Annotated in this window: 7 protein-coding genes; 1 reads left to right on the top strand and 6 read right to left on the bottom strand. The window is 60.0% G+C overall.

Annotated features, from left to right (window positions below; translation table 11 throughout):
• Window positions 1-124: 124 nt before the first annotated feature.
• The 6 genes from CL546_RS09995 to CL546_RS09970 all read right to left on the bottom strand — a co-directional run bounded on the left by CL546_RS09995 (window position 125) and on the right by CL546_RS09970 (window position 21,767).
• Window positions 125-661, bottom strand: coding sequence for a hypothetical protein (locus tag CL546_RS09995; protein WP_290494598.1), 537 nt, complete (start codon window positions 659-661; stop codon window positions 125-127).
• A 211-nt stretch (window positions 662-872) separates the two neighbouring features.
• Complete coding sequence (locus CL546_RS09990) at window positions 873-1,496, bottom strand: OmpA family protein (RefSeq protein ID WP_290494596.1); 624 nt, start codon at window positions 1,494-1,496, stop codon at window positions 873-875.
• Window positions 1,496-2,797 carry a TolC family outer membrane protein gene (locus CL546_RS09985; protein WP_290494595.1) on the bottom strand — a complete coding sequence of 434 codons (1,302 nt, stop codon included), beginning with the start codon at window positions 2,795-2,797 and terminating at the stop codon, window positions 1,496-1,498. Before CL546_RS09985 ends, CL546_RS09990 begins: the two co-directional genes overlap by 1 nt.
• A gap of 39 nt (window positions 2,798-2,836) precedes the next feature.
• Window positions 2,837-4,138, bottom strand: a complete 1,302-nt coding sequence (locus CL546_RS09980; protein WP_290494594.1) for an HlyD family type I secretion periplasmic adaptor subunit — start codon at window positions 4,136-4,138, stop codon at window positions 2,837-2,839.
• The gene (locus CL546_RS09975; RefSeq protein WP_290494592.1) at window positions 4,135-6,354 is read right to left on the bottom strand and encodes a type I secretion system permease/ATPase; all 2,220 of its coding nucleotides are present in this window, start codon (window positions 6,352-6,354) and stop codon (window positions 4,135-4,137) included. Before CL546_RS09975 ends, CL546_RS09980 begins: the two co-directional genes overlap by 4 nt.
• Window positions 6,354-21,767: a T1SS-143 repeat domain-containing protein gene (locus CL546_RS09970; protein WP_290494590.1), complete on the bottom strand. Its 15,414-nt coding sequence runs from the start codon at window positions 21,765-21,767 to the stop codon at window positions 6,354-6,356. The genes CL546_RS09975 and CL546_RS09970 overlap by 1 nt, the downstream gene beginning before the upstream one ends.
• Before the next feature lie 233 nt (window positions 21,768-22,000).
• On the opposite strand from CL546_RS09970, the gene dnaG reads away from it, so the two are divergent.
• Window positions 22,001-23,950: a DNA primase gene (dnaG, locus tag CL546_RS09965; protein ID WP_290494588.1), complete on the top strand. Its 1,950-nt coding sequence runs from the start codon at window positions 22,001-22,003 to the stop codon at window positions 23,948-23,950.
• Window positions 23,951-24,003: the final 53 nt, after the last annotated feature.

Genomic DNA, 24,003 nt, shown 5'->3' with positions numbered 1-24,003 from the left:
CGTTATTTGACGACGATCGCCCCTGTACGTCTACCGATACGCGTAACTCAGGCGAGCACGCCTGGGCACTGTAGGTCGGCTTAGGCCGAAGGCCGTAAGCCGACACGCTTGCTACCAGCGTCGCCTAGCGGTAACCGCCAGCAAAAACCGGCTCCGCCACGCCAACGGTAACCGCATTGGCCCGCATCACCTGCGGGGACGGTAGCACCAGCAAGCCGCTGTCGAACTCACGAATGTCCGAGGCCCGATTCTGCTCAGTGGTGGCATCGGCCAGCCGAACGATAGCGCCTTCGTCTGACTCCTCCTGATCGTCTTTACCGGCCTCACCCTCTTCCGGCGGATAGGCAATGAAACCCTGCAGGAGTCGCTTTTCTCCCAGCTCCTGGCGGTGTTCGGCCAGCAAATACAGCCGCACCAGCTGAGCACCGCTGATCTGACCCGAGTAAGCCTGACGCAGTACCGTTTCTTCATCCAGATAGGTCTTGCCTGGATCTTTCTGCTGGTTCTCGTCGTCCTCGTTATCCAGTGCCACATCCGGCAGCCAGACCCCCAACGTCAGCGAGAAAGGACGCGCTTTGGTTTTGTCGGTCAAGAAGCCCATGCCCAGATCATCCAGGCTGGACAAGGTAAGAATGCCGTTGGATTTGCGGTTAATGAACATACCCGACGGCTGCTCCACCAATACCACGGTAAAGTCACTGATATCATCCTGGTAGAGATCATACAGCCCCTGATAGGTAGCAATGCGCAGGTCCGTCGCCGGCTCGCTGGGCGCCGACGAGGTGCCGCCACTGCTGCCACAGACAGACTGGCCAGCAACAGCATATGTTTAAACATCCCAGTCATGTGGATTCCTCTCTTCACAGCCTTCATCACTTCACCGCCTTGCGGGTTGCCGCTTCATCCTGCAATTGCTCCGCGTGATAGATATTCCATTGCTTCACCGACTCGTACTGAGGCGGCCGGGTCACCTGCACAATGGTTCTGCGTTGACGCTTGAAAAGACGATGACGAACCAGCTCATCCGTAAAGATATAATCCTTGAGCTGTTCACCGTGAACCCCCCGCTGCAGCAGTTCGCCGGAAATGGCTTCAGCCCGGCGTTCACCCAGCCGCTGGTTATACTGGATGGTCCCTTCCGGGCTGGTGTCCCCGACAATCGCCACCTGGCTGTCTGGCGAGCTCAGCACATCATGGGCAATATCATCCATCACCGCTTTCTGATCCTCGCGAATCAACGCCTTGTCGAAATCAAAAAAGACAAAGTACAACTGCTGATACCCTTTCCATTCCCATTCCGTGCAGCCTTGCCCATCGGCGGTGACACCCACTGGAGAATTGGCGCACTGATCACGGGCATCCACCACACCATCACCATCCGCATCGGCCAGCTTGAAGGGTTGGGAACGCTCCAGAGTCAGCGTTTCCGGAACAGAGGAACGGCAACCCGCCAGCACCAGCACGACACTCAATACCATTATTCCGCGCATGCTCATCACTCTTCCCCTTTCACAAAACCTTCTGGATACGCAACGCGCAACGCATAACCCAGCTGCCCGGTGGCGTTCATCAGTCGGTAGGATGAAATCAGCTGATCGTAATTGGCAGCCAGGTAATTCTTGCGGGCCAGAAACAGCTCCACTTTTGCGTTCAATACATCCAACAGGGTGCGACGCCCCAGCTCATATTGGCGGATATAGCCTTCCTCTGCGGCAGTCGCAGCATCCACGGAGGTACGCAGCACGTCCTTCTGGCTGGCCAGCACATCACGGGCCCGCCAGGCCAGTTCCACTTCATCCTTTACCTGACGAAGCGTGCCTGAGCGCACCGCCTTGGCTTCGTGCAAGCGCCACTGCGACGACGCGGAACGAGCCGTATCCCGGCCACCGGCATAGAGATCATATTCCATCACCAGCAACAGGCGGGCATCTTCATCACGCCCTTCAAAACCGCCAATGTCATGGCCTTGCACCGCATCGGCTTCAATGGAAAAGCGCGGCCAGTAACCGGCCTTGTTCACCACCACTTCCTGCTCGGCTGCCTGAATGTCCGCCTTCGCTGCATCCAGCTCAGGGTGGTTATCAAACGCCCGCTGCAGCGCCAGCTTGGGGGTAGCAGGAATGACACTTTCGTCCGGTACCGGCTTCACCAGCGTATCGACATCGTGCCCCACCAGGGAACGTAGCTGGGTACGCTGATCTTCCAGATTATTGGTCGCAGCCAATAGCGAGCTACGCGCATTGGCCAGACGTGCCGCCACCTGGGCAATATCCGATTCACTGGCCAACCCCCGCTCGGTGCGGCTGGTAATGAATTCCAGAATATTTTCGTGGTCCTGAACGTTGTTGAATGTGAGCTCGGCAATGTCCTTGGCCTTGAGGGTTTCCAGATACACACTGGCCACATCCAACGCCAGGTTTTCTGCTTCACTGATCAGCCCCAGCCGCTCGGCTTCCGCTTCCCGGTCCAGGCGCTTCATGTTGGCACTGGTGCGAAAGCCGTCAAAAATCAGCTGCGACAAACGCACACCAATTTCATCCTGGGTCAGTTGCTCATCAATTTCCTGACCGGTCCGGTAATTGGTCCACTCCTCGCCCACTTGCCCGCGAATGGAAAGCTGGGGCAGATAATCCGCCGTGGCCGCACGCTGATCCCTGTCCACGGACTGGTAACGGGCGAACCGTTCCTGAATTCTGGGGTGAGTGTCGATAGCCTCGGCCACCGCCTGTTCCAGCGACAGCGCGCTGACCGACAACGGTACGCATAAAAGTGACACAGCAAGCCAAACCGTTCTCATTCTTCCACTCCTTGAAGGCAACAACGTTTTTTCCATCTTCTAAGGCTCCCGCATGGCAGTCTGTCTGGCCCGCAACAGCGGCTTGAGCCAATAGCTCATCACCGTCCGTTTTCCCGTCATGATATCGATGGTGACCTGCATCCCCGGCATGATCGGCTGATCAGGCTGACTCAATCCCTGCAGCGCCACCTTGACCCGGTAATAGGGATTATCCTCTTCGTCACGCAACACATCCGCACTGACATACTCCACCTGCCCGGGCATCCCTCCATGGCTGGTAAAATCATAAGCGGAGAATTTCACCTGGGTGTCCAGCCCGGCTTTCACCCAGGCAATGTCTTTCGGGCTGACCCGCGCCTCAGCGATCAATGCATCTTCCACCGGCACAATTTCCATGATCGCTTCACCCGGGCGAATCACGCCGCCCAGGGAACGAAACGCGATGTTCTTCACGATGCCTCGCAGGGGGGCCACCATGGTGGTACGCGTCAATTGATCCTGCAGGGCGGGCTGTTTCTCCTGGGCCTGGGCCAGGCGGGTTTCCACTTCGATCAACTCGGCACGGGAATCGGCACGGAATTTCGCTGCGATGTTGCGCCGCTCTGCCGTGGCCTGCTGTAACGCAGCCCCGTATTGGGCAATCTGCAGGGACGCCCGGTCGACCTCACCCTTCAGGGCGACTTGATCCCGTTGCGCCTGGCGAAATTCTGAGATCGGCAAGACGCCGTCGTTAACCGCAGATTCCAGCGCATCCAGATCCTGGCGTTGCAGCGCCAGGCTTTGTTGCTGAGTGCGCAGATTACGTTGCGCTTCCTGCAGAATCTGGCGTTGTTGCTCCACCCGTCGATCGGCCTGAAACAACTGCCCCTGAAGCGAAGCCAGGCGACCAGCCAATGCCGCCCGCTCCGACTCCCAGGCCGATGACGGCTGGTCGGGTTCAGCCATGGGCACAGGGCTGACCAGCACCCCGCCATTATCAATGGCGACACTGGCCAGTTCCGCCTGCAACCGCGCCTGGGCAGCCGTTAGCCCCCGAATACTCTGACTGGCTTCTTCAAAGCTGGCCCGGAAGCGAGTGTCATCCAGCTCCAGCAACGGTTCGCCTGCCTCCACCATCTGCCCTTCTTCCACCAACAGCTTTTTCAGAATACCGCCTTCCAGAGACTGAATTTTCTGCACTGTGCGAGCTGGAATCATCTGCCCCTGGGCAACCACAACCTGATCCAGCTGGGCAAACACGGCCCACACCAGCACACAGCCAATCAACCCGCAGGCCAACCAGGTCACCTGTCGTGCCCGCCAGGCCTTGCGCAAACGTTCAGTGGGGCTAAGCTCGCTCATTGGCGGTCCTCCCCGTTATCTTTTGGTGCCCCATCAGGTTTGTCGTCGCGGCTTTCGCTTCCTTTTCGCAAGGTAACTCGCGAAGCCCTGGTAGACGCCTCCTTGCCTGCGCGAGTTCGCGCAGCGCCATCAGCCTTTATCTGACCCTGATCAAGCATGATGACCCGGTCACACAGACTTAATAGCGCTGGACGGTGACTGGCAATCACCACGGTGACATCTGAAGGCAACCGCGCCAGCCCTTTCACGACCTGCTGCTCCAGGGCCTGATCCATGGCGCTGGTGGGTTCGTCCAGCAGGTAAACCCGTGCCGGTTTGAGCAACGTGCGCGCCAACGCGACCGCCTGGCGCTGACCGCCGGACAAGTGCTGGCCAAATTCACCGACCTGACACTGCAGACCGTTTTCAATACGATCCAGAAAGCTTTCCACACCACTGTCGCGCAGGGTTCGCAACAAGGTCTGTTCATCCAGCTGGGACTGCCCTGCAACGATATTTTCCAGCAGGCTACCCCAGAACAATCCCGGCGCCTGTCCACAGCAGGCAATCGATTCACGCAAACGCGGCATGGGCCACAGATTACGCTCCACCCCGGAAAACAGGACCCGGCCACTATCCGGTTCCATCTGCCCCGCCAGCAACGACAGCAAGGTGGATTTGCCGCTACCGGACGCGCCACACAGTGCCACCCGCTCTCCCGGCCGGATTTGTAGATCCACCTCCCGCAACGCAGGTGATTGCGCTTCTGGCCAATGAAAGGTCACATTCTGCAGGCGCATATTGCCGTCGAACCGCTGGGCGCCAAACTCGGTGGCCAGTTGTCGCTCCTGCGGCAACGCCATGATGGTATCCAGTGCCGACAGCGCCGTTTTCATGTGCTGACCACGCAGCAACAGCATGGACACCTGGTTGACTGTGCCGCCCATACGGCCAGACAACATCACCACGGCAATCAAGCCGCCCATGCTCAAGTCGCCAGCGGCGATGCGATACACCCCGAACACGATCAACAAAACGGTAACCAGGCCCTGGGTCGAGCTGATGGCATGGGAAAGCGCATTGATCGCTTCCCGGGAATCAATACTGTTGTCCGCCAGCGAGGCCACCAGGTTGCGCCAACGGCGCTTGTGGCTCGCTTGCATGTTGGTTTGTTTGATATCCGGCAGGTTCTGCAGGGTTTCCATCAACATGGCCTGGCGCTGGGAGCTGAACCGCGCGCCATTTTCAATGGCGATGGCGACCCGTTTGCGCAGTACCCAGGCATAGGCCGTCAGCAGCGACATGGCGCCCAATGGCACCAGAAACAGCGGCCCACCCAGCCAGGCGATCAGTGCGATAAACAGAATACTGAATGGCAGATCCACCAGTGCCACCATGGTCGCGCTGGTCAGAAAATCCCGCACCGAATCGAATTCCTGCACCTGTTTGGCAAACACCGCCGCGGACTGCGGCCGGTTACGCAGCTCCATGCCCAACAGCTTCTCGAACAGGCGCTGGGACACGGTGATATCGATTTCCCGCCCGGCGTAATCGGTAATCCGGGCCCGGGCACCGCGCAGCAACCAATCGAACAGCAGCACAATGAGCACCACTGTCACCAACACCCACAGGGTTTCAATGGCCTGGTTAGGCACCACCCGGTCGTAGACATTCATGGTAAACAGCGGCACCACCAACCCCAGCACATTCACCAGCACCGAAGCCAACAACAGGTCCCGGTACCAGCGCCGCTGCCCTGTGAGAAGCCCCCACAACCAGTGCCGTCCCTTGCCCGCATGCAGCTCTTCAGCCCGGCGGTCGGCCGGATCGAGCACCTGCACGCTCCATAATTGCGCGATCTGCTCACGCGGCAGCGTAGCCGACTGCCCCTCATCACCCTGCGGCGGCAACAGGCCCGTCTCAGCGGTGAACCCCACCAACACATGGGGCTGACCGGCGTTATCCACGACCAGAAAAATACCGCTATGGGTGGCTGCTTTTTCACAGCGCGGCGCATCGGTTTCCGTGAGCTGCACACCACGCTCCGCCAACAACGCGGCCAGCGCGGGCGCGTTCAGCGAGGTCTCACCCGTCTCAGCCCTGACAGAGACAAAATCCTCGCAAGGCAGATCCGGCAGAGGGCAGGCGAGTTCCCTGGCCAGCGCGGCAATCGTCTGCTGCCAGGGGGCCAGCGGTGACGGCGTAACGCCGGGGATGTCTTTCGGTTTTGCAGTCATCAGGTAATCAGCACCTGGTTATCCAGCAATTGTTGAAGCATTTCCGCCTCGGTGAGACCACTCACATCACCACCAAACAACTCGGTTTCCGAAGTGTTATCCAGGGTAACGATCTGGGACACTGCCTGGCCGTCCGGGGAGATAGTGAACACCACACTGGTGCCGTTATCCTGAATGTCGATAACTGCATCCAGCTCTTCACCGTTTGTTGCCGGCGTACCCGCCAACAAGTCGCTCAAATCAAGGCGGTCATTTTCTTCCACGGAAAAATCCGTAATGGTGTCCGCGGTATCGCTGGTAGCACCGAGTAAATCGGCCTGACGGAACACAAAGCTGTCCGCCCCCGCGCCGCCGGTCAGCGTATCGTCACCGCCGCCACCGGCCAGCCAATCGCTCTGCTGCGTTCCGGTAACCACCGTGGCGCCACCGCCGTGCACACTCACGTCCAGTGTCTGCTGGCTACCCTCTGCTGTTTCGCCATCCAGCTCGCCACGGCCATATACCGTCAGCGTGAAATCGCCGACCGAACCGGGATTAACCAGCGCCAGCCCCGGCACCTGATCTGCTGGCACCTCCCAATGACCATCCACCTGGGTGCCGGCGCTGAGCTGCATAGTGTCGGGAACACCCTCAACAATCAGCGTAGCCTCTTCACCCGGCGCAGGATTCAACGCTTGCATATCAATCGACAGCGGCACATCACCGGTACCCGCTTCCACATAAAAATTATCGAAGCCCAGATCCACATCCGGCGCATCCGGCAAGGCGGTAAGCTGCACACTCACCTGTTGAAGTTGCGGCGGGCTGATAGCATTGACCGTTTCCCCATTTACCACAGCCTGATCGGTGCTGGCGATGCGGATATTCAGGTCCAGATTGCCAAAGGCCAGCGCCCCCGTGAGCAACTCGAAGGATTCCAGTAGATGGCCGTCGGCGAGCTCTGACGCCGACAATGCCATGACCGCAACGGTAACGCCGCCCACCTGCTGGAATGACACTGTGCGATCACCGACACGAATACCTTCCAGGCCCAGTAACGCTGTGGCCTGAGAGGTGTCTGCCACTTGCACGGTCAGCACCATCCCTTCATTGCCATCACGGGGGTGGCCATCGATAACGTAATCCGGCTCCAGGGTTTTCGCATTCACGGCAATGGTCACATCGTCACCTTCCTGACCACTGGCAGACACATCAGCGCCGTTGAATTCCACGCCGTCGCCCACCGGATTCACAAACACGGTGAAGTCCTGGGACACGGTGCGCACGTCATCAGTGCCGGTTTCAATGGTGACCGCTTCAAGGGTCAATGGAATATCGCCACTGAAATTCGCCGGGGGACGAATCACCGCATTGGCCAGATCCGCCTGGGACAAGCTCCACTGGAAGGTGGGTTCGCCAAACAGGCTGCCGCCGTCCGGGCCGTTGTTGGCCACGGGTACGCCATCCACCAGAATCACTGCATCTGTGGGTACCCCCTTGAGCACCACAGTAAGCGTTTCGGAACCGTCCTGGTCCACCAGCTCAGCTTGCAGATCGCCCAGGGCGATATCGGCATCTTCCGCACCCGTCACGTCCACGGCTGTCACTGTGCCCGGGTCGGTTATCGGCGCCACATCGATACCGATACTGGCCGGCACGGTTTGCGTATCCGTGTTGCTGACCACCGTGAGCGGGTCACTCACTTGATCCAGCACCTCCAGTTCCATATCAATGCCAAACGTGCCGGAAAGATGCTGGGGCGGCAGGAAATAAATATCACTGATGCGCGAAGGATCGCTGAGCGTAAAGGTGCCATCGTTGTTGTCGACCAGAAGATTATCCGGGTCCACAAAGCTGCCTTCCGGCAACGCCAGGAAACGCACGCTCTGAATACTTTCCAGCCCCTCACTGCCATCAGTGGAACGGTCGTTGAGCAAGCTATTCAGATCCACATTCAGGGCCGTGGCAATATCTTCCAGACCATTGATGCCAGGGGCATCATTGATGTCATCCACCACCGGCGCCAGTTCGATATCCAGGCTATCCAGGCGGGTGACGGTATCCCCGGACGGGTCGGTGGAAATGCTGGTCACCGGAATGGAAATCGCACCGGCAATGTCTTCATCGATCCCCACAATGGTCAGATCCCCAAGCGCGGCCTGGGTAAAGACATATTCAATAACCGTCTTGCCATCGCTGGCATGCAGCACCTGTACACCCGTGCCGGCAATGGCTGCGCCGGGAGGCAGATCACCGGCATCCACACGAAACGACACAGCATCGTTGCTGTCACCAGCGGCGGTTTCGTTCAGGTGTCCACTGGTTTCAACGGTTTCGCCTTCGGCGCCATCAATAATGGAATTTTGAAGTTCATCTACCTGGGTTGCGGTGCCAGCATTGCCGGCACTGAACTGCACCTGCACTTCGGTGTTGATCATTTCCGCATCGTCGCCATCGAGCACACGGGTCTGTACCAGAATCGTTTCCACTCCGGTGGCGGTTTCGGAATAAAGGGTCAGGCCCGCCAACAATTGCGTGCCGTCTTCTACCACTGAGTCACTGGACAGGCCGGTGGCCGGAATCAACCAGTTGCCATTGCCATCGTGAACAGCACCATTGGGATGCTCCACATACCAACCCTCTGCCGCAGGCATGGAGATGACGATGTAATCGAGCGTTTCGGAACCGTCAATATCGTCTTCCACGAATTGCACTGCGCTGCTCAAATCCAGGCCATTCTGATCGCCGCTGAGCACCGTATCCGGACCTTCAAGGCGTGTCAGCGTGGGCAGATCCTCCGCATCCACATCCACCTGTGCCGCCACGTCGACCTGCAAGTTGCCGGTATAGTCGCTGACCGCCTGGACACCATTATTGGCGGTATCCGTTATCTGATAGCTAATCGGCACACTGTACAGGCCACTGCCATCCTCCGGTGGCTGCCAGGTCAGCCGCCCGCTGGTGGCCAATTCCGTGAGCGTAATACCTTCATCCTGAGCCAGCTGCCCCAGATCCAGCCCCCCTGACGGAACAGAAATTGCCTGACCATCAAGCATCAACTGACCCTCACCTGAATCCAGGATCACCAGCCCAGTGAGGGTCTCGCTGCCGTCGGAATCCAATAACGATGGCAGCAGGTTTAGCGTCGCCAGATTATCTTCCACCCCCACCGTGACAATATTTTCCCCGTCCTGGGTGTCGACCACCGGCAGGTTATCCAGCACCACACTGTGCGCGAAACTGGCACTGTCGCCGTCCGGCTCGGAAATCACCTGCCGAATACTGAACGCAGGCTCTTCGCCACTGAAATCCTGTTGGGGACGCACATAGATGTCAGCCAATTGCTCTGCCGATATCTGGTAAATTAACCCGCCTGCGTTTTCCCCCACCACTTGCAGTGACACTGGGTCGCCATTGATATCCACCAGTTGGATCGCAGCGTCCAGATTTCCGATCACCAGATCGGAACGTTCACTGCCATCAATATCGCTGGACCCCAGCATAAAGCTCAGCGACAGCAGGCCGTCTTCATCCAGGGTGCCGGTAATTACGCTGTTATCCACGTCGCCGTTCCAGGCCCAGGCACCATCGTTATCCGGGGTGAAAAGCGGGTCGTCCACCACACCGGTGAGACTGATATTCACCGTGACCGGATCGGACTCGGCAGTGACCGGGTTTGGGGCCAGGCCATCCTGCTCGCTCTCTGTGGCAATCGCCGTTATTTGTACCGGGAACGAGCCGCCAGGCACCGATACCGAACTGATATCCTGTTTCGGAATCAACAGCACATTGCCCGCCTGCACATCGCTCCAGTCCGCCAGGTAACGGCCGGAGTCTGGATTCATCACCACCGCACCGTTCTGGCCGATGACAGACCAGCCTTCCGGCACATCCAGTTGCAGCTGCAGGGTTTCAGAACCATCCACATCGTTAAGAGAGGCGTCCACCAGCCGGGCCACATCTATCTGTGCATCTTCCAGCTCACTCAGGCTGCCGGTGGAACGAATATCCGGGATATCTGCCACCGGGGTCACCGCCACATTGACGGTGTGCGGGGTTTGCGCGATATCGCCGTTTTCCTTCTCGGTGGCAATGGCGGTGACATCAAACTGGTAGTTGCCCGCCACACCTTCTTGCGCCCGCACGGTCAGGCTGGCGAATTGATCTCGGGTCAGGGTGTCGCCGGTGGCCAGCACCTCACCGTTCAATTCCAGAATAAGCCCGCTCTCGATCGAGTCGATTCGATAGCTCAGGACTTCTGAGCCATCGTCATCAACCAGGTCTGCACTCAGGTTGAGAGCAGAAGCCGGGCCGTCTTCGTTGATGCTGACATCACTGCTGGGCGCGTCCCACAATGGCGCATCGGCCACCGAGTGCACAATGATCGGCGCGCTGTCGGAAAAGTCCCGCGTGGCGCCGGACGAAAGCGATACCAGCACATCCATCTGTAATACCGGATTCTCGGTTTGCAGCGATGAATTCAGTGCCGGCACAAACGTCAGTTCGCCATTGGGCACCGCCACGCCATCCGCATTTCTCAACAGATTGGCTCCCATCAGGAAAGGGTTGCCGTCATCCCCCACAGGCAACGCCACGCCATCAAGGAACAAGCTGCCACCTTCCAGCGAAGCCATATCAAAGGTAATCAAGGTAACAAGGTCGCCTTGATCCTGATCACCCGGATCGGCGCGCAGATCCACTATCAGCGGGGTATCTTCATTGCCCTCCACCGGCTGAACCACCACAGTGCCATCGGCATCGCGCACGTTCAGCAGCAAATTCAGGTTAGCCACATCGCCATCGCCATCCGTGACCACCGCTTGCATATTGTCAGTGTCGAAAACGCCCCCGAAGTTGAACACCTCATCGGTATCCACAGTAAAATTGCCATCACTGTGCAGCGTCATAACGCCGTACTGAGCACCGGTAGCATCGGTCAGGGTAATGGTGATGGGATCGGTATCGAAGCTGTAGTCCACATTCCGGTAGGTGACCTGCGTTAATGCCCCGCCATCCGCACCGGTAGTATTCGGGTCACTGAGCAAATTGCCGGTAATGTCGTCGCCTTCGGTAATGGTGCGCTCTTCGGTCACATTTTCCGGGATGTCATCGGCCACCTCGAACATCAGCGGCCCGCTGTTGGATACATCCCCATCGGCATCGGTCACGGCCACCTGGAACGCCACGTCAATGGCATCCCGCGTGTTATCGCCCTGGGGGTGATCCAGTGGACCGAGCAACTGCAGCGTGCTGCTGCCATCAGTGTTGACCCGAATCTGGAAGACCGGATCCCCCGTGCCGGTCTGGGCGACCCACCAGCCGTCTGCGTTGGCGGCGGAAGCCAGTGTTACCGCCAGACCACCGCTGGTTAGCGCCGACGTCAGCGAAACACTGGTAGTCACCACCTGATCGCTGCCTGCCTGCAAGCCGAGACTGGCCTGCCCCTCCGGAGAGGCACCATTTTCCAGACCGTCTTCATCCACCTGCCCCGGGTCCGACGGTATCGTGACCGGGTCATGGCCATCACTGATATTCACCGTGGCATCAGCCAGTGCGGTGCTGCCATCCGCATCGATGGCAGCCACCGGCACGGTCAGCGAGAGCAGGTCATCACTGAGGTGATCCACCGGCCCGAGAATCTCCAGGTTCAACGGCACAGAAGCCGTTGTGCCTGGTGCAATCTCTACGTCGCCGGGCAAGGTAAAACGCAATACCGTCTGCCCGTTTACACGGGCTTCCAGGGTCTGGTCGTTGGCCACATACCATTGCAGCGCGACGCCGTTCTGGGTCACCGGCTGACCGCCGGCATCCATCACCGGGCTGCCGTTGCCGGTCTGGAACGCCACCTCCACGACCGGGTCTCGAGACGCGGTAATCTCCACGTCGACACTGTCGTTGGCCATGAGGTTCTCGCCGTCCTTGGCTGGTATTTCGGTCACGTCCAGGGTATCGACAATCACTTCGCTGGGATCGCCCGCATCGCTGACTTCAATCCCCAGATTCAGGGTGACCACATCGCCATCGCTGTCCTGGGTGCGCAGGCGCAGCGGCACCGGCAAAGGGTCGAGCCGGTTACCGTTGCCATCCACCTGATCCAGTGCCTGGTAAAGGGTGAAGTCATAGCCAATCTGGCTATCGCTCTCCGGCGATACGGCATCCTGCAGGGTGGCCACAAACACCGGGTTATTCACATCATCGGTGTACGCGGTCAGCGTCTGGCCATCGCCGCTGAGCTGGTATTGCAGTTCAACACCGCCACTGCTCAGTTCAGGCTGTGAGGAGCCGCCAGCAAAACCGAGTGACACTATCCCGTCACTGCCCACGGCCACATCCACGTTGCCCTGGGCGGACACGGACACCTGCGAAGCAAGTGCTTCTTCATCAACACTGGCGCCAGTGGTATCGACCAGTGCCGGGTTCTGGCCATCGTCAATTTCCAGCTGGAACAGGCCCGGCTGGGCGTCAGTGCCATCCGTATCGGTGGCGATCACCGCAAACGGCAGGTTCAGCTGTTCACTACCGAGGTGATCCAGCGGCCGACGCAGGTCCATCTGCAAGCTGACCTCAAGGTCGCCATTGGCCTGCGCGGTGGCATTGAGGGTAGCCACAAACACCACCACGCCGCCGGCCATGGCGGTAACACTGCTGCCATCGGCGGCCACCTGGTAGGTCAAGGCTTCGCCCAGGCTGGTCAGCCCGAGGTCATTGAGCAGGGACTCCTGCTGGCCGGCATCATTGAAGAAACGCGCGGTATCCGCATCCAGATCATCGGAGCCCGCTTCGATGGTGACCACGGTGCCAGGCTGATTGGGCTGGTTGATCACCGCTTCGCTAATCGCCCCGTCATCGCTGTTAACAATCCCTGCCGCCCCGTCGTTAACGGTGATCACCACGTCCGAGGTGGACGTATCGCCGTCGGCATCGCTGGCGGTGTAGGTGAACGGAAGCTCCTGCACTTGCTGGTGGTCGAGATTGCGGTTGGCATCCAGGCTCCAGCTACCATTCTGATAAACGGTGAGCGTGCCCTTGTCGGTACTCACCACCGCCGGGCTACCGAACGCCACACTGTAATCGGTGCCATCCACATTGATGGACTGCAGCGTGAAGGGCTGCTCCAGCACCAGATCGTTATCGAACAGGTTGCCGCTGCCGGTCTCGCCTTCCACGACGCTGCCGGTATCGTCAACGGTGAAGGGGCGGGAATCGTGCACAACGATGAACACATCTGCCGCCAGGGTTTCCGAGGTGCCATCCGCATCGTTCTGGGTGGCATCCACATTTACGTGCAGCAGGGAACGGTCAAGCCCTGGCCGCTGATCCACCGGCGCGGTGAGGGCAACACTGACACCATCGCCTTCACCGGTGAGGGTAATCGTCATCACCGTGGTGCCGTCAGTCCGCACCACGGTCAGGCTCTGGCCATCGCCAGCCACGTTGACGGTGACCGCCTGCCCTTCGGACAGAATGCTTGCCAGTTTATCCTGGCTGCTGGACAGGCTGACCTCGTCAGCATCCTGAATGCGGATATCGCCTTCGTCACGGCTGATGCCGAACGCTGCCAACTGATTTTCCGCCACCACCATGACCTGGGGCTCAACCAGGGTCGGCGTGGCATCCGCCGCCATGTTGCCGGCCAGATCCTGTACCTGGGCGTTCAGGGTCCACTGCACCTGACGACTCAGATCAGCCGCATCAATGGGCACCGTCCAGGTGCCGCCGGAGACAGCACCGGTAAAGGTTTTCGTCAAGGTGCCGTCTGACAACGTCACGGTGACCGCCTGGCCGTCTTCCGCCGTGGTGGTACCGCTCAGCTCGTCCACTTGCCCCAGTAGAAACTGGGTCAACGGCAAGCCATCCGGGCCGGTATCGATATCGATGGCCACACCCAGATCAATGTCAGCCGTGGACGACGCAGTGGCCGGATTACCGGCCAGGTCTGCCGTGCTAACAGCCACCGTCACGGCCCCGTCCACAAACCCGGACAAATCCACCGGGCCGGCACTCCAACCACCGCCACTGACGGTGGCATCCGGCACCGTTACCTGGTTACCGGCGCTGTCGGTGAGCACGATGCTCACCGCTTGATTGTCTTCCACGCCGATCACGGTGCCTTGCAGATTCACACTGCCCACACCGGCGGCGTTGTAAACGATCTCGCCATTGGGACCCAGTGTCGGATCTGCATCGTCGATAAACTCGACGGTGACCTGGGCCTGAGTGTCCTTGTCTACGGTATCGATGGCGGTGTCCGCGTTCCCCGCCCTGTCATCGCTACTCAGGGTCACGGTCAGGGTGCCATCGTCCAGCGAAGACAGGTCCAGATTACTCAGGGTCCAGCTGCCATCCGAGGCCACGGTGGTATTGAAAGTAAGCGTGTCGGTGCCATCGAAGACTTCCACCGCCAACGGGCGCCCGGCTTCGATATCCGTCGTGTTCCCTGACAGGGAGACACTGGTGGCTTCAGCCGCATTGATCACCATGCCCGCTGACACGTTCACGGTGTCGTCGATGGCGGCCAGGGTGTCGTGAATAATATCGTCGGAGGCAGTGGCCACGTTGCCAGCGCTATCCTGTACCGATACATCCACGGTCAGCGGGCCTTCGGCCAGGCCAGACAAATCCACGTCCGCCAGCGACCAGGCGCCACCGGCCACGTCGGCGGTGCCGGTCATGGTTGCGCCAATACTATCGGTGAGGGTGATCTGAACGGTCTGGCCGTCCTCCACATCGGTGACCACACCGGACACGGTGGTAATGTCGTCTTCGTCTGCATTGAGGTAGCCACCGAAGCCATCATTAATGAAGTCATCTTCAAACATGACGGTGATTTCTGCAGTGGCATCCTTGCTGGCTGCATAGCTATTCGTCGCTTCGTTACCGGCCTGGTCAAACACACTCACATCAATGGTGAGAGGACCATCCGCCAAGCTACTCAGGTCGGCCGGGTCCGCTGCCCAGGACAGATCACTCTGCACCACTGCTGTGGTGGTGACCGTGCTCACCCCATCGGTGATTTCCACCTGAATGGTGCGCCCCGCTTCCACGTCGACCACCGTGCCATTCACCACCGTGGCCGGCGCTTCCTGGGCGTTGATCACATCGCCCTGATCCAGCGAGGTCACGGTGATCGTGGCATTGGGGTCGTGCTCAATGGTGGCGCTGGCACTGGCCGGGTTGCCGGCGTCATCCGTGGTAGTGGCATTCAGGGTCAGGGTGCCGGGCGCCAAGCTACTCAGGTCTTCCGTGGTGGACCAGGTGCCACCGGGCTGCACCGTAGCCTGAAAATCCAGGCTGAGGTTATTGGCGTCGGTCACCGTGAGGAAAACGGTATCCCCCACCTCCACGTTGTTCACGGTGCCGGAAAGCACCGTGGCGTTGTCTTCCGCATCGTTGAGGATGCCGGTAAAGCCTTCGAACACCTGGGCATCTTCAAAGCGGGCGGTGAGCGTGGCCAGGGTGTCCTTGTCGAAGGTAAAGGTCTGCTCGGCTTCGTTGCCGGCAATATCGGTGCCGGTCAGCGTCATGGTCAGGGTGCCGTCGGACAGGCCACTGAGGTCCGCATTGTCCAGCGACCAGCTACCATCCGCGGCAATGGTCACGGTGTCCGTGAATGTGCCGCCCCCCTGATCGGTGATCAGTACGTCCAGCGTGCGACCGGATTCGATATCCGTCACCGTGCCAGTGAAGGACACACCGGCCGCCACTTCGGCGGCATTCAGCACCCCGTCATCCAACGCCGGGCTGGCCAGATCATTGTTGATCACGGCCACCGGGTCGTAGATGAACGTATCGGTTGCCGTGGCGGTGTTACCGGCCTGGTCCGTCACGGTGGCGGTCAGGGTAATATCGCCCTGCTGCAGGGAGGACAGGTCCACATCCGGTGCCTGCCAGAGCTCACCGCTTACCGTCACGCCCGGCACATTCACCACATTGCCGAAGGCGTCCTCCACGGTAACGGTTACCGTCTGGCCATCTTCCACCTGCGGCGCCGTGCCTTGCAGGGTTACGGTGGGGAATTCGCTGGCGTTGTAGTAACCGCCCACTCCATCCGGCACCTGCTCATCCACAAATTCGGCGGTGAGCTGAGCCTGGGTATCTTTCACAAACGACGCGGTCTGGACCGCCGGATTACCGGCTTCGTCCGTGGTATTTGCTTGCAGGGTGATGGGGCCGTCGTTCAACCCAGTCAGATCCACATCCGCCAGCAACCAGGTACCGTCAGCCGCGATGGTAGCGGTGCCGTCCACACTGTTGCCGCCGCTATCGGACAGCGTAATGGTCACGTCCCGGCCGCTTTCCACGTCAACCACGGACCCACTGAAATCGACATCACCCACTTCCGCCGCATTGACGGTGCTGCCTGCATCGGCGGCGATATCCGCCACCAGCTGCGCCACCGGATCATAAACAATACTGTCGGTTGCCGTGGCCTCGTTGCCCGCGGCATCTTCCGCCACCACGCTCAGCAACAACGCCCCCTGGGCCAGCGACGACAGGTTTGCGCCATTCACTTGCCAGGCGCCGCCGCTCACTGTGGCGCTGAACGTCTGCGTCGCATTGTTAATATCAGTAATCGTAATCGCGACCGGTTGACCATCTTCAATACCGGTGACCGTGCCGCCAAAACTGGCGCTCTGCCCTTCCACCGCATTCAGATAACCGGCGATGTTCTCCGGCTGTTGCGGATCATCGTACAGGGCGGTGATGTCCGCGCTGGTGTCCTTGAGCACCGTGTCGGTTATCGACGCCGGGTTGCCCGCCTGGTCCACGGTTTGTGCGGTGAGAGTCAGGTCGCCGTCATTGAACCCACTCAGGTCCGCATTGGGTACCGACCAGTTGCCGCTGGCATCCAGGGTGGCCTGGTAGCTCTGGTCCGGGTTCACTCCGTCACTGACGGTAATGTCCACGGTGGCCCCGGCCTGCACATCCGCGAAGGAGCCGGACAGAACGGTATCCGGAGCTTCGTCATTGTTGAGCACGGCATCCGCCCCGGTGTCAGCGGTGATGCTGATGCCGGTGGCCAGGGTATCTTTGAGAACAGTGGTGGTTTCGGTGGCCGGGTTACCGGCGATGTCTGTGCCTGTGAGGGTGACGGTCAGGGTTCCGTCCGCCAGTGTGGACAGTTCCGCATTGCTCAACGTCCAACTGCCATCGGCGGCAATCGTCACCGTGTCGGTAAACAATCCGCCCTGTCCGTCATCAATGCTAATCGCCAGGTCACGGTCCGGTTCGATATCCGTGACCGTGCCCGTGAGCGTAACGCCCGCCGCAATCTCCACCTTGTTGAAGGTGTCATCATCCAGTGCCGGGCCGGTGACATCATCATTGATAGTGGCATTGGGGTCGTAGATGAAGGTATCGGCCGCAAACGCCGGGTTACCGGAAATGTCCACCGAGGAGGCGGTCAGTGTGATCTCGCCGGGCACCAGGGAGGTCAGGTCCACATTCGTGGCCTCCCAGGTGCCCCCCGAGGCCGTTACGCCCGGCACTGACACTTCATTGCCTTCGCTATCGCGTACCGTCACGGTGATGGCGGCACCGTCGACAATGTTGGTGGCGTCCCCGCGTAGAGTGACGCCACCGTCCGCTTCCACCTTGTTGTAATACCCGCCGACCCCGTCCGGGGTTTGCTGATCGACAAATTCTGCGGTCAGGTCATTGACCGTATCTTTCAAGAACTGTGTATCACGAACGGCTTCATTACCGGCAATATCCGTGGTGGACACCGAAAAATTCAACACGCCGTCGGCCAGCCCGCTGACATCCGCGCCGCCCAGTGACCAATTACCACTGGCATCAATCTGTACCGTGGCGGTCACTTCACCGCCCTGGCCGTCACTGATGGTAATGAACACATCCCGGCCGCTTTCCACGTCGTTGACGGTGCCGGAAAAATCCACCGCGCCCACTTCGGCGGCATTCAGAATACGGCCGGCGTTGGAGGTAATCGGTGCCGGAATCTCGGCAACCGGATCGTAAATAAAGTCATCGCTGGCAAAGGCAGGGTTGCCGGACGCATCTTCCGAGGTGGCGATAAGCGAAATGTCACCGGGCACCAATGAGGAAAGATCCACATCCGTAGCCTGCCAGGTGCCACCGGAAATGGTGACACCGGCGACAGAGACTTCATTGCCCTGGCTGTCGCGCACCGTCACGGTCACATCGCGGCCGTTCAGGATCGCATCGGCGGTGCCCTGCAGGGTAACCAGATTGGCCACTTCCGCCGAGTTGTAATAGCCGCCCACGCCATCCGGTGTTTGTTGATCCACAAATTCTGCGGTCAGCTTATTCTGGGTATCCTTGTAGAAAAGGGTATCGCGGGTCACTTCGTTGCCGGCGATATCCGTGGTGGTCACCGAAAAATCCAGCACTCCATCCGCCAGGCCGGACACGTCCACATCGTTCAACGCCCAGTTGCCACTGGCGTCGACCACCGCCGTGCCAGAAACAGGTACGCCGTTCTTGTCGGTCACGGTGATACTCAATTCACGGCCCACTTCCACGTCGTTGACGGTGCCGGAAAAGTCCACTGCGCCCACTTCGGCGGCATTCAAAATGCGACCGGCATCGGCCGTAATCGGTGCCGGAATTTCGGCGATGGGGTCATAAATAATGGTGTCGGACGCACTCGCCGGATTACCCGCCTGATCCTCCACGCTGGCGTTCAGGGTTAACTCCCCGGGCTGCAGGCTGGACAGGTCCTGGTCGGCAACCTGCCAGGTACCGCCGTTCGCCGTCGCCCCGAAGGTCAGCGACACGCCAGCCTGATCGGTCACGGTCACCGTCACCAGCTGGCCATTTTCCACCCCGGTTACCGTGCCGGAAAAACTGGCCGCCGCGCCCTCAACCGCATTCAGGTAACCGTCAATTCCATCCGGCTGCTGCGGATCAATAAACACCGCGGTAATTGCCGCCTGGGTATCCAGTTCAACGGTATCGGTAATGGCCGCCGGGTTACCCGCCTGATCCACCGTGGTAGCCGTCAGGGTCAGGGTGCCGTCATCGAACACATCCAGATCCACGTCGGCCACGGACCAGTTACCGCTGGCATCCAGGGTGGTCTGGAACACCAGATCCGGATTGCCGGCCCCGCTCACCGTCACCTCGACCGTCGCACCGGCCTGCACATCGGCAAAGGTGCCGGACAGGGTGTTGTCCACCGCTTCCACCGCGTTCACCACCGCATCCGTGCCGGTCACTGCGGTAATGGTGACACCACTGGCCAGGGTGTCTTTCAGAAAATCCGTACTTTGGGCGGCCGGGTTACCGGCAATGTCTGTGCCTGTGAGGGTGACAGTCAGGGTGCCGTCCGCCAGCGCGGACAGGTCCGCATTGCTCAACGTCCAGCTTCCATCGGCGGCAATCGTCACCGTATCGGTAAAAAGCCCGCCCTGCCCATCATCGATGGTCAGCGCCAGCTCACGGCCCGGTTCGATATCCGTGACCGTGCCGGTCAGCGTGACCCCGGCATCGATTTCAGCCTTGTTAAAGGTGCCGTCATCCAGTGCCGGACCGGTCAGATCATCATTGATGGCGGCGTTGGGATCATAAATGAAATCATCCACGGCAAAGGCCGGGTTGCCGGAGAGATCCTGGGTAGCCGCAGTGAGAGTAATATCGCCTGGCACCAGAGAGGACAGGTCCACCCCCGTGGCCTGCCAGGTGCCACCGGAAATAGTGACTCCCGGCACCGTTACGGTATTGCCGGCACTATCGGTGACCGTCACTGTGACCGGGCGCCCGTTGAAGATGGCATCCGCGGTGCCCTGCAGCGTGACCAGATTGGCCACTTCCGCGGCGTTGTAATAACCGCCCACACCATCCGGGGTTTGCTGGTCCACAAACTCGGCGGTCAGATTATTTTGCGTGTCCTTGAAAAACAGGGTGTCGCGGGTCGCCTCATTGCCGGCGATATCGGTGGTGGTAACCGAAAATTGCAAAAGACCATCCGCAAGCCCACTGACGTCTGCACCAACCAGGGACCAGTTACCGCTGGCATCCACCTGGACGGTGCCCGTTACCTCCATACCCTGGTTGTCAGTGATGGTAATCGCCACATCCCGACCGCTTTCCACATCGTTCACGGTGCCGGAAAAATCCACACCCGACACTTCCGCCGCGTTGAGAATACGGCCAGCGCTGGACGTAATGGGTGCCGGAATCTCGGCAATGGGATCATAAAGAATGGTGTCAGAGGCAGTGGCCCGGTTACCGGCCTGATCCTGCACGATGGCGTCCAGCGTCAGCTGCCCGGGCTGCAGGGTGGACAGGTCCTGATTATCCACCTGCCAGATGCCGCCGCTTACCAGGGCATCAAACGTCAGCGAACCGCCGTTACCATCGCTGATGACCACGGTGACAGTCTGGCCATCCTCCACGCCGGTCACCGTTCCTGAAACGCTGGCGCTGTCGCCTTCCACCTGATTCAGATAACCCGCCACTCCGTCTGGCTGCTGCGGATCAATGAAGACAGCCGTCACCGTGGCAAGGGTGTCCATTTCAACGGTATCAGTAATGGATGCCGGGTTACCGGCCTGGTCAACGGTACTGGCGCTCAGGGTCAGGGTGCCATCATCGAACACGTCCAGATCCACATCGGGGATGGACCAGTTGCCGTTGGCATCCAGCGTGGTGGTAAAAACCAGATCGCCGTTCCCGGCGCCGCTGACTGTCACCTCCACATCCGCACCAGCCTGCACATTGGCAAAGCTGCCGGACAGCGTGTTGCCCACGGCTTCCACCGCATTCACCACATCATCGGCGCCGGTATCGGCATCGATATCCTGGCCGGAGGCCAGGGTATCCTTGATGCTATTGTCACCACCGGTCACACGATTGCCGTAGGGGTCGGCGTAGGTGGCCACCGCCACCAGTGGCCCTTCTTCCAGCGAACTGAGATCCGCATCAACCACCGTAAACTGGTCATTCTGCACAATCGCCTGGAACGTCAACGTATTGCCCAAGGAGTCGATCACCACCACATCGACCGTGGTGTCGTCAGCGATCCCCGAGGACGTCCCCACCAGGTCCACGGCAGACTGTTCAAATTGGTTGATGTAGCCGTCGCCGCCATCGTCGATACGGATGCCAATAGCCGCATCATTCGGCAACAAATCCGGCGGCGGCCCATTGGGTGTCTGGCGGTCTGAATCGCCCACATCAACCAGCCCACGGGTGGTGTAGCCGGACTCGGGGATGTCGACACGGCCCTCACGGGTGATATTGGAAAAAAACGTGGCAAGGGACGACTGGCTGGAGGAAGAAGAGGGCAGATCCGCTTGGTCTGTGGTTTCAGGCGGGTCCAGAACCGGCACACCAGGCTGACGGCTTTCACCCGGGGCCAGTGGCACCAGCGAACCATCTTCCAGCAGTTTCCAGTCCAACCCGTTCAGCTGCAGGTATGCCTGCACCGCCACCGCACTTCCCTCTGCCATGGGTCTGTTCCCGCATCGATGTATTATCGTCTTTTCACTGCCACATCCGCCGCATCACTACGCATCCCTTGCGAATGAAGCCTTTCAATCTTGTACCACAGTAACAGGACACTTTGTAGCGCAATGCCCGACGGCATTGCGAAAGCCTGAACCCTGCATTTTCCCTGCCTGAACCCTACCGCCATCACATCCTTTCTGTTTGAATGGCCCACCGTTCTGGCAGAATCAGTTCCATGGCACGCATTCCGGAAAATTTCACACAAGATCTGTTGGCCCGCACCGACCTGGTAGAGCTGATTGATTCCCGCGTGCCCCTGAAAAAAACTGGCCGCAACTACAGCGCCTGCTGCCCCTTCCACCAGGAAAAAACCCCCTCCTTTACCGTAGCCCCAGACAAGCAATTTTATTATTGCTTCGGCTGCGGCGCCTCCGGCAATGCGGTGGGCTTCCTGATGGAATACGAGCACCTGAGTTTCCCCGAGGCGGTCAAGCAACTGGCTAGCCGGGCCGGCATGGAAGTGCCCGAATCCCGCCCGGAAACCGCCGCAGATCGACAAAAAAAAGACCGCCTGCAATCGCTTTACGATCTGCTCAGCCGTGCCGAAAAGTTCTACGCACAACAGCTCCGCCAGGCACCCGAGCGCCAAAAAGCGGTGAACTACCTTAAAAATCGGGGATTAAGCGGCCAAATTGCAAAAACGTTCGCACTTGGTTTTGCCCCACCCGGCTATGACAATTTGATCAACGGCCTGTCGCTCACCGAAAGTAGCCTGGAACACGCACTCACCGGCGGCTTGCTGGTGCGCAAGGACGACACCGGCCGCACCTACGACAAATTCCGCGATCGCATCATCTTCCCCATTCGCGACAGCCGCGGGCGCACCATCGGCTTTGGCGGCCGGGTGCTGGGTGACGGCAAACCGAAATACCTGAACAGCCCGGAAACACCGGTCTTCCACAAGGGCCAGGAGCTCTACGGCCTGTGGGAATGGCGTCAGAGCCGCGACCGCAGTGACCGACTCTATGTGGTGGAAGGCTACATGGACGTGATCGCCCTGACCCAGCATGGCGTGCCCAACGTGGTCGCCACCCTGGGCACCGCCACCACCGAAGATCACGCCCGCAAACTGTTTCGCCAGGTCAACGAAGTGATCCTCTGTTTCGATGGCGACAAGGCCGGCGTCCGCGCCGCTTGGCGAGCTCTCGAATCACTGCTGCCAGCTCTGGATGACGGCAAGCAAGTGCGCTTTCTGTTCCTTCCAGACGGCGAGGACCCGGACACACTCGTACGTCAGCAAGGCCCGGAGGCGTTGCGAGCACTTACTGACAAAGCCGACACCCTGTCCACTTACCTGTTCCGGCACCTGTCCGAAGGGCTCGACCTGGACACGGTGGACGGCCGCGCCCGGCTGGCCCGGCTCGCCCTGCCCTACCTGGATAAACCCGCCGGCCCGGTTTACCGCGCCCTGCTCACCGAAGAACTCAGCCGCCTTACCCGGCTGGACAAGGAATCGCTGATCCAGCTCAAACCGGCCCCGGCAGCGCCCCGCCCGGCCACGCCACCGGCACCCTCCGAGCCCAGCCAGGAGGCCACCGCGTACGGCTACGAAGATGCAGGCTATCCGCCGGCGGAGGACGACCCTGGCATGCCCTACCCGGAAGACTTCGGCTTTGCGGACGACGGCAACCAGGGCAATGCCGGCTTCAACGGCGGCAACCCCAATCGCACACGCCCCAACCCGCGCCAGAACAGCGGCCGCAAAGGCCCGCTCACCCTGGCTGAGCGTCTGGTGCTGGTGCTGCTGGATTACCCTTCACTGATTGACCAACACCCCCTGCCCGAGGGCATCGACACGCTCCCGCTGCCGCATATCGACCTGCTGGTACAGGTAGCCGGCCTGTGCCGACAGAACCACAGCGCCGCCGCGCTGCTGGGCGCCCTGATGGCGCTGGAGCAGGGCGAAACCCTGTCTCGCCTGCTCAAGGCCAGCCTCAAGCCGCCCATGGCCGAAGAAATGGCCACCCGGCTATGGCTGGATGCCCTGTCACAGCTGGAAGTCACCCGGCTGGAAGCGGCCTTGCTGGAAGTGGAACAGGCCGGCATGCCCGACCCGGCACACTGGCAAGCGCTGCATAAAGCCCTGGCCGAAGCGCGCCAGCACGCCCGCAAACCCTTCGACTAACCCGGTCCGTACCAGACCCCCGGGGTTGCATTGACTGGCCGTAGCCCCCACAT

This window comes from Alcanivorax sp., assembly GCF_002726155.1.
In the GTDB taxonomy this organism is placed as follows: domain Bacteria; phylum Pseudomonadota; class Gammaproteobacteria; order Pseudomonadales; family Alcanivoracaceae; genus Alcanivorax.
This window is presented reverse-complemented; position numbering and strand designations above follow the sequence as displayed.

Coding starts and splice junctions, on each gene's coding strand:
- CL546_RS09970 (WP_290494590.1), bottom strand. CDS start 21,767: ATGGCAGAGGGAAGTGCGGTGGCGGTGCAGGCATACCTGCAGCTGAAC.
- CL546_RS09985 (WP_290494595.1), bottom strand. CDS start 2,797: ATGAGAACGGTTTGGCTTGCTGTGTCACTTTTATGCGTACCGTTGTCG.
- CL546_RS09980 (WP_290494594.1), bottom strand. CDS start 4,138: ATGAGCGAGCTTAGCCCCACTGAACGTTTGCGCAAGGCCTGGCGGGCA.
- CL546_RS09990 (WP_290494596.1), bottom strand. CDS start 1,496: ATGAGCATGCGCGGAATAATGGTATTGAGTGTCGTGCTGGTGCTGGCG.
- CL546_RS09975 (WP_290494592.1), bottom strand. CDS start 6,354: ATGACTGCAAAACCGAAAGACATCCCCGGCGTTACGCCGTCACCGCTG.
- dnaG (WP_290494588.1), top strand. CDS start 22,001: ATGGCACGCATTCCGGAAAATTTCACACAAGATCTGTTGGCCCGCACC.
- CL546_RS09995 (WP_290494598.1), bottom strand. CDS start 661: ATGTTCATTAACCGCAAATCCAACGGCATTCTTACCTTGTCCAGCCTG.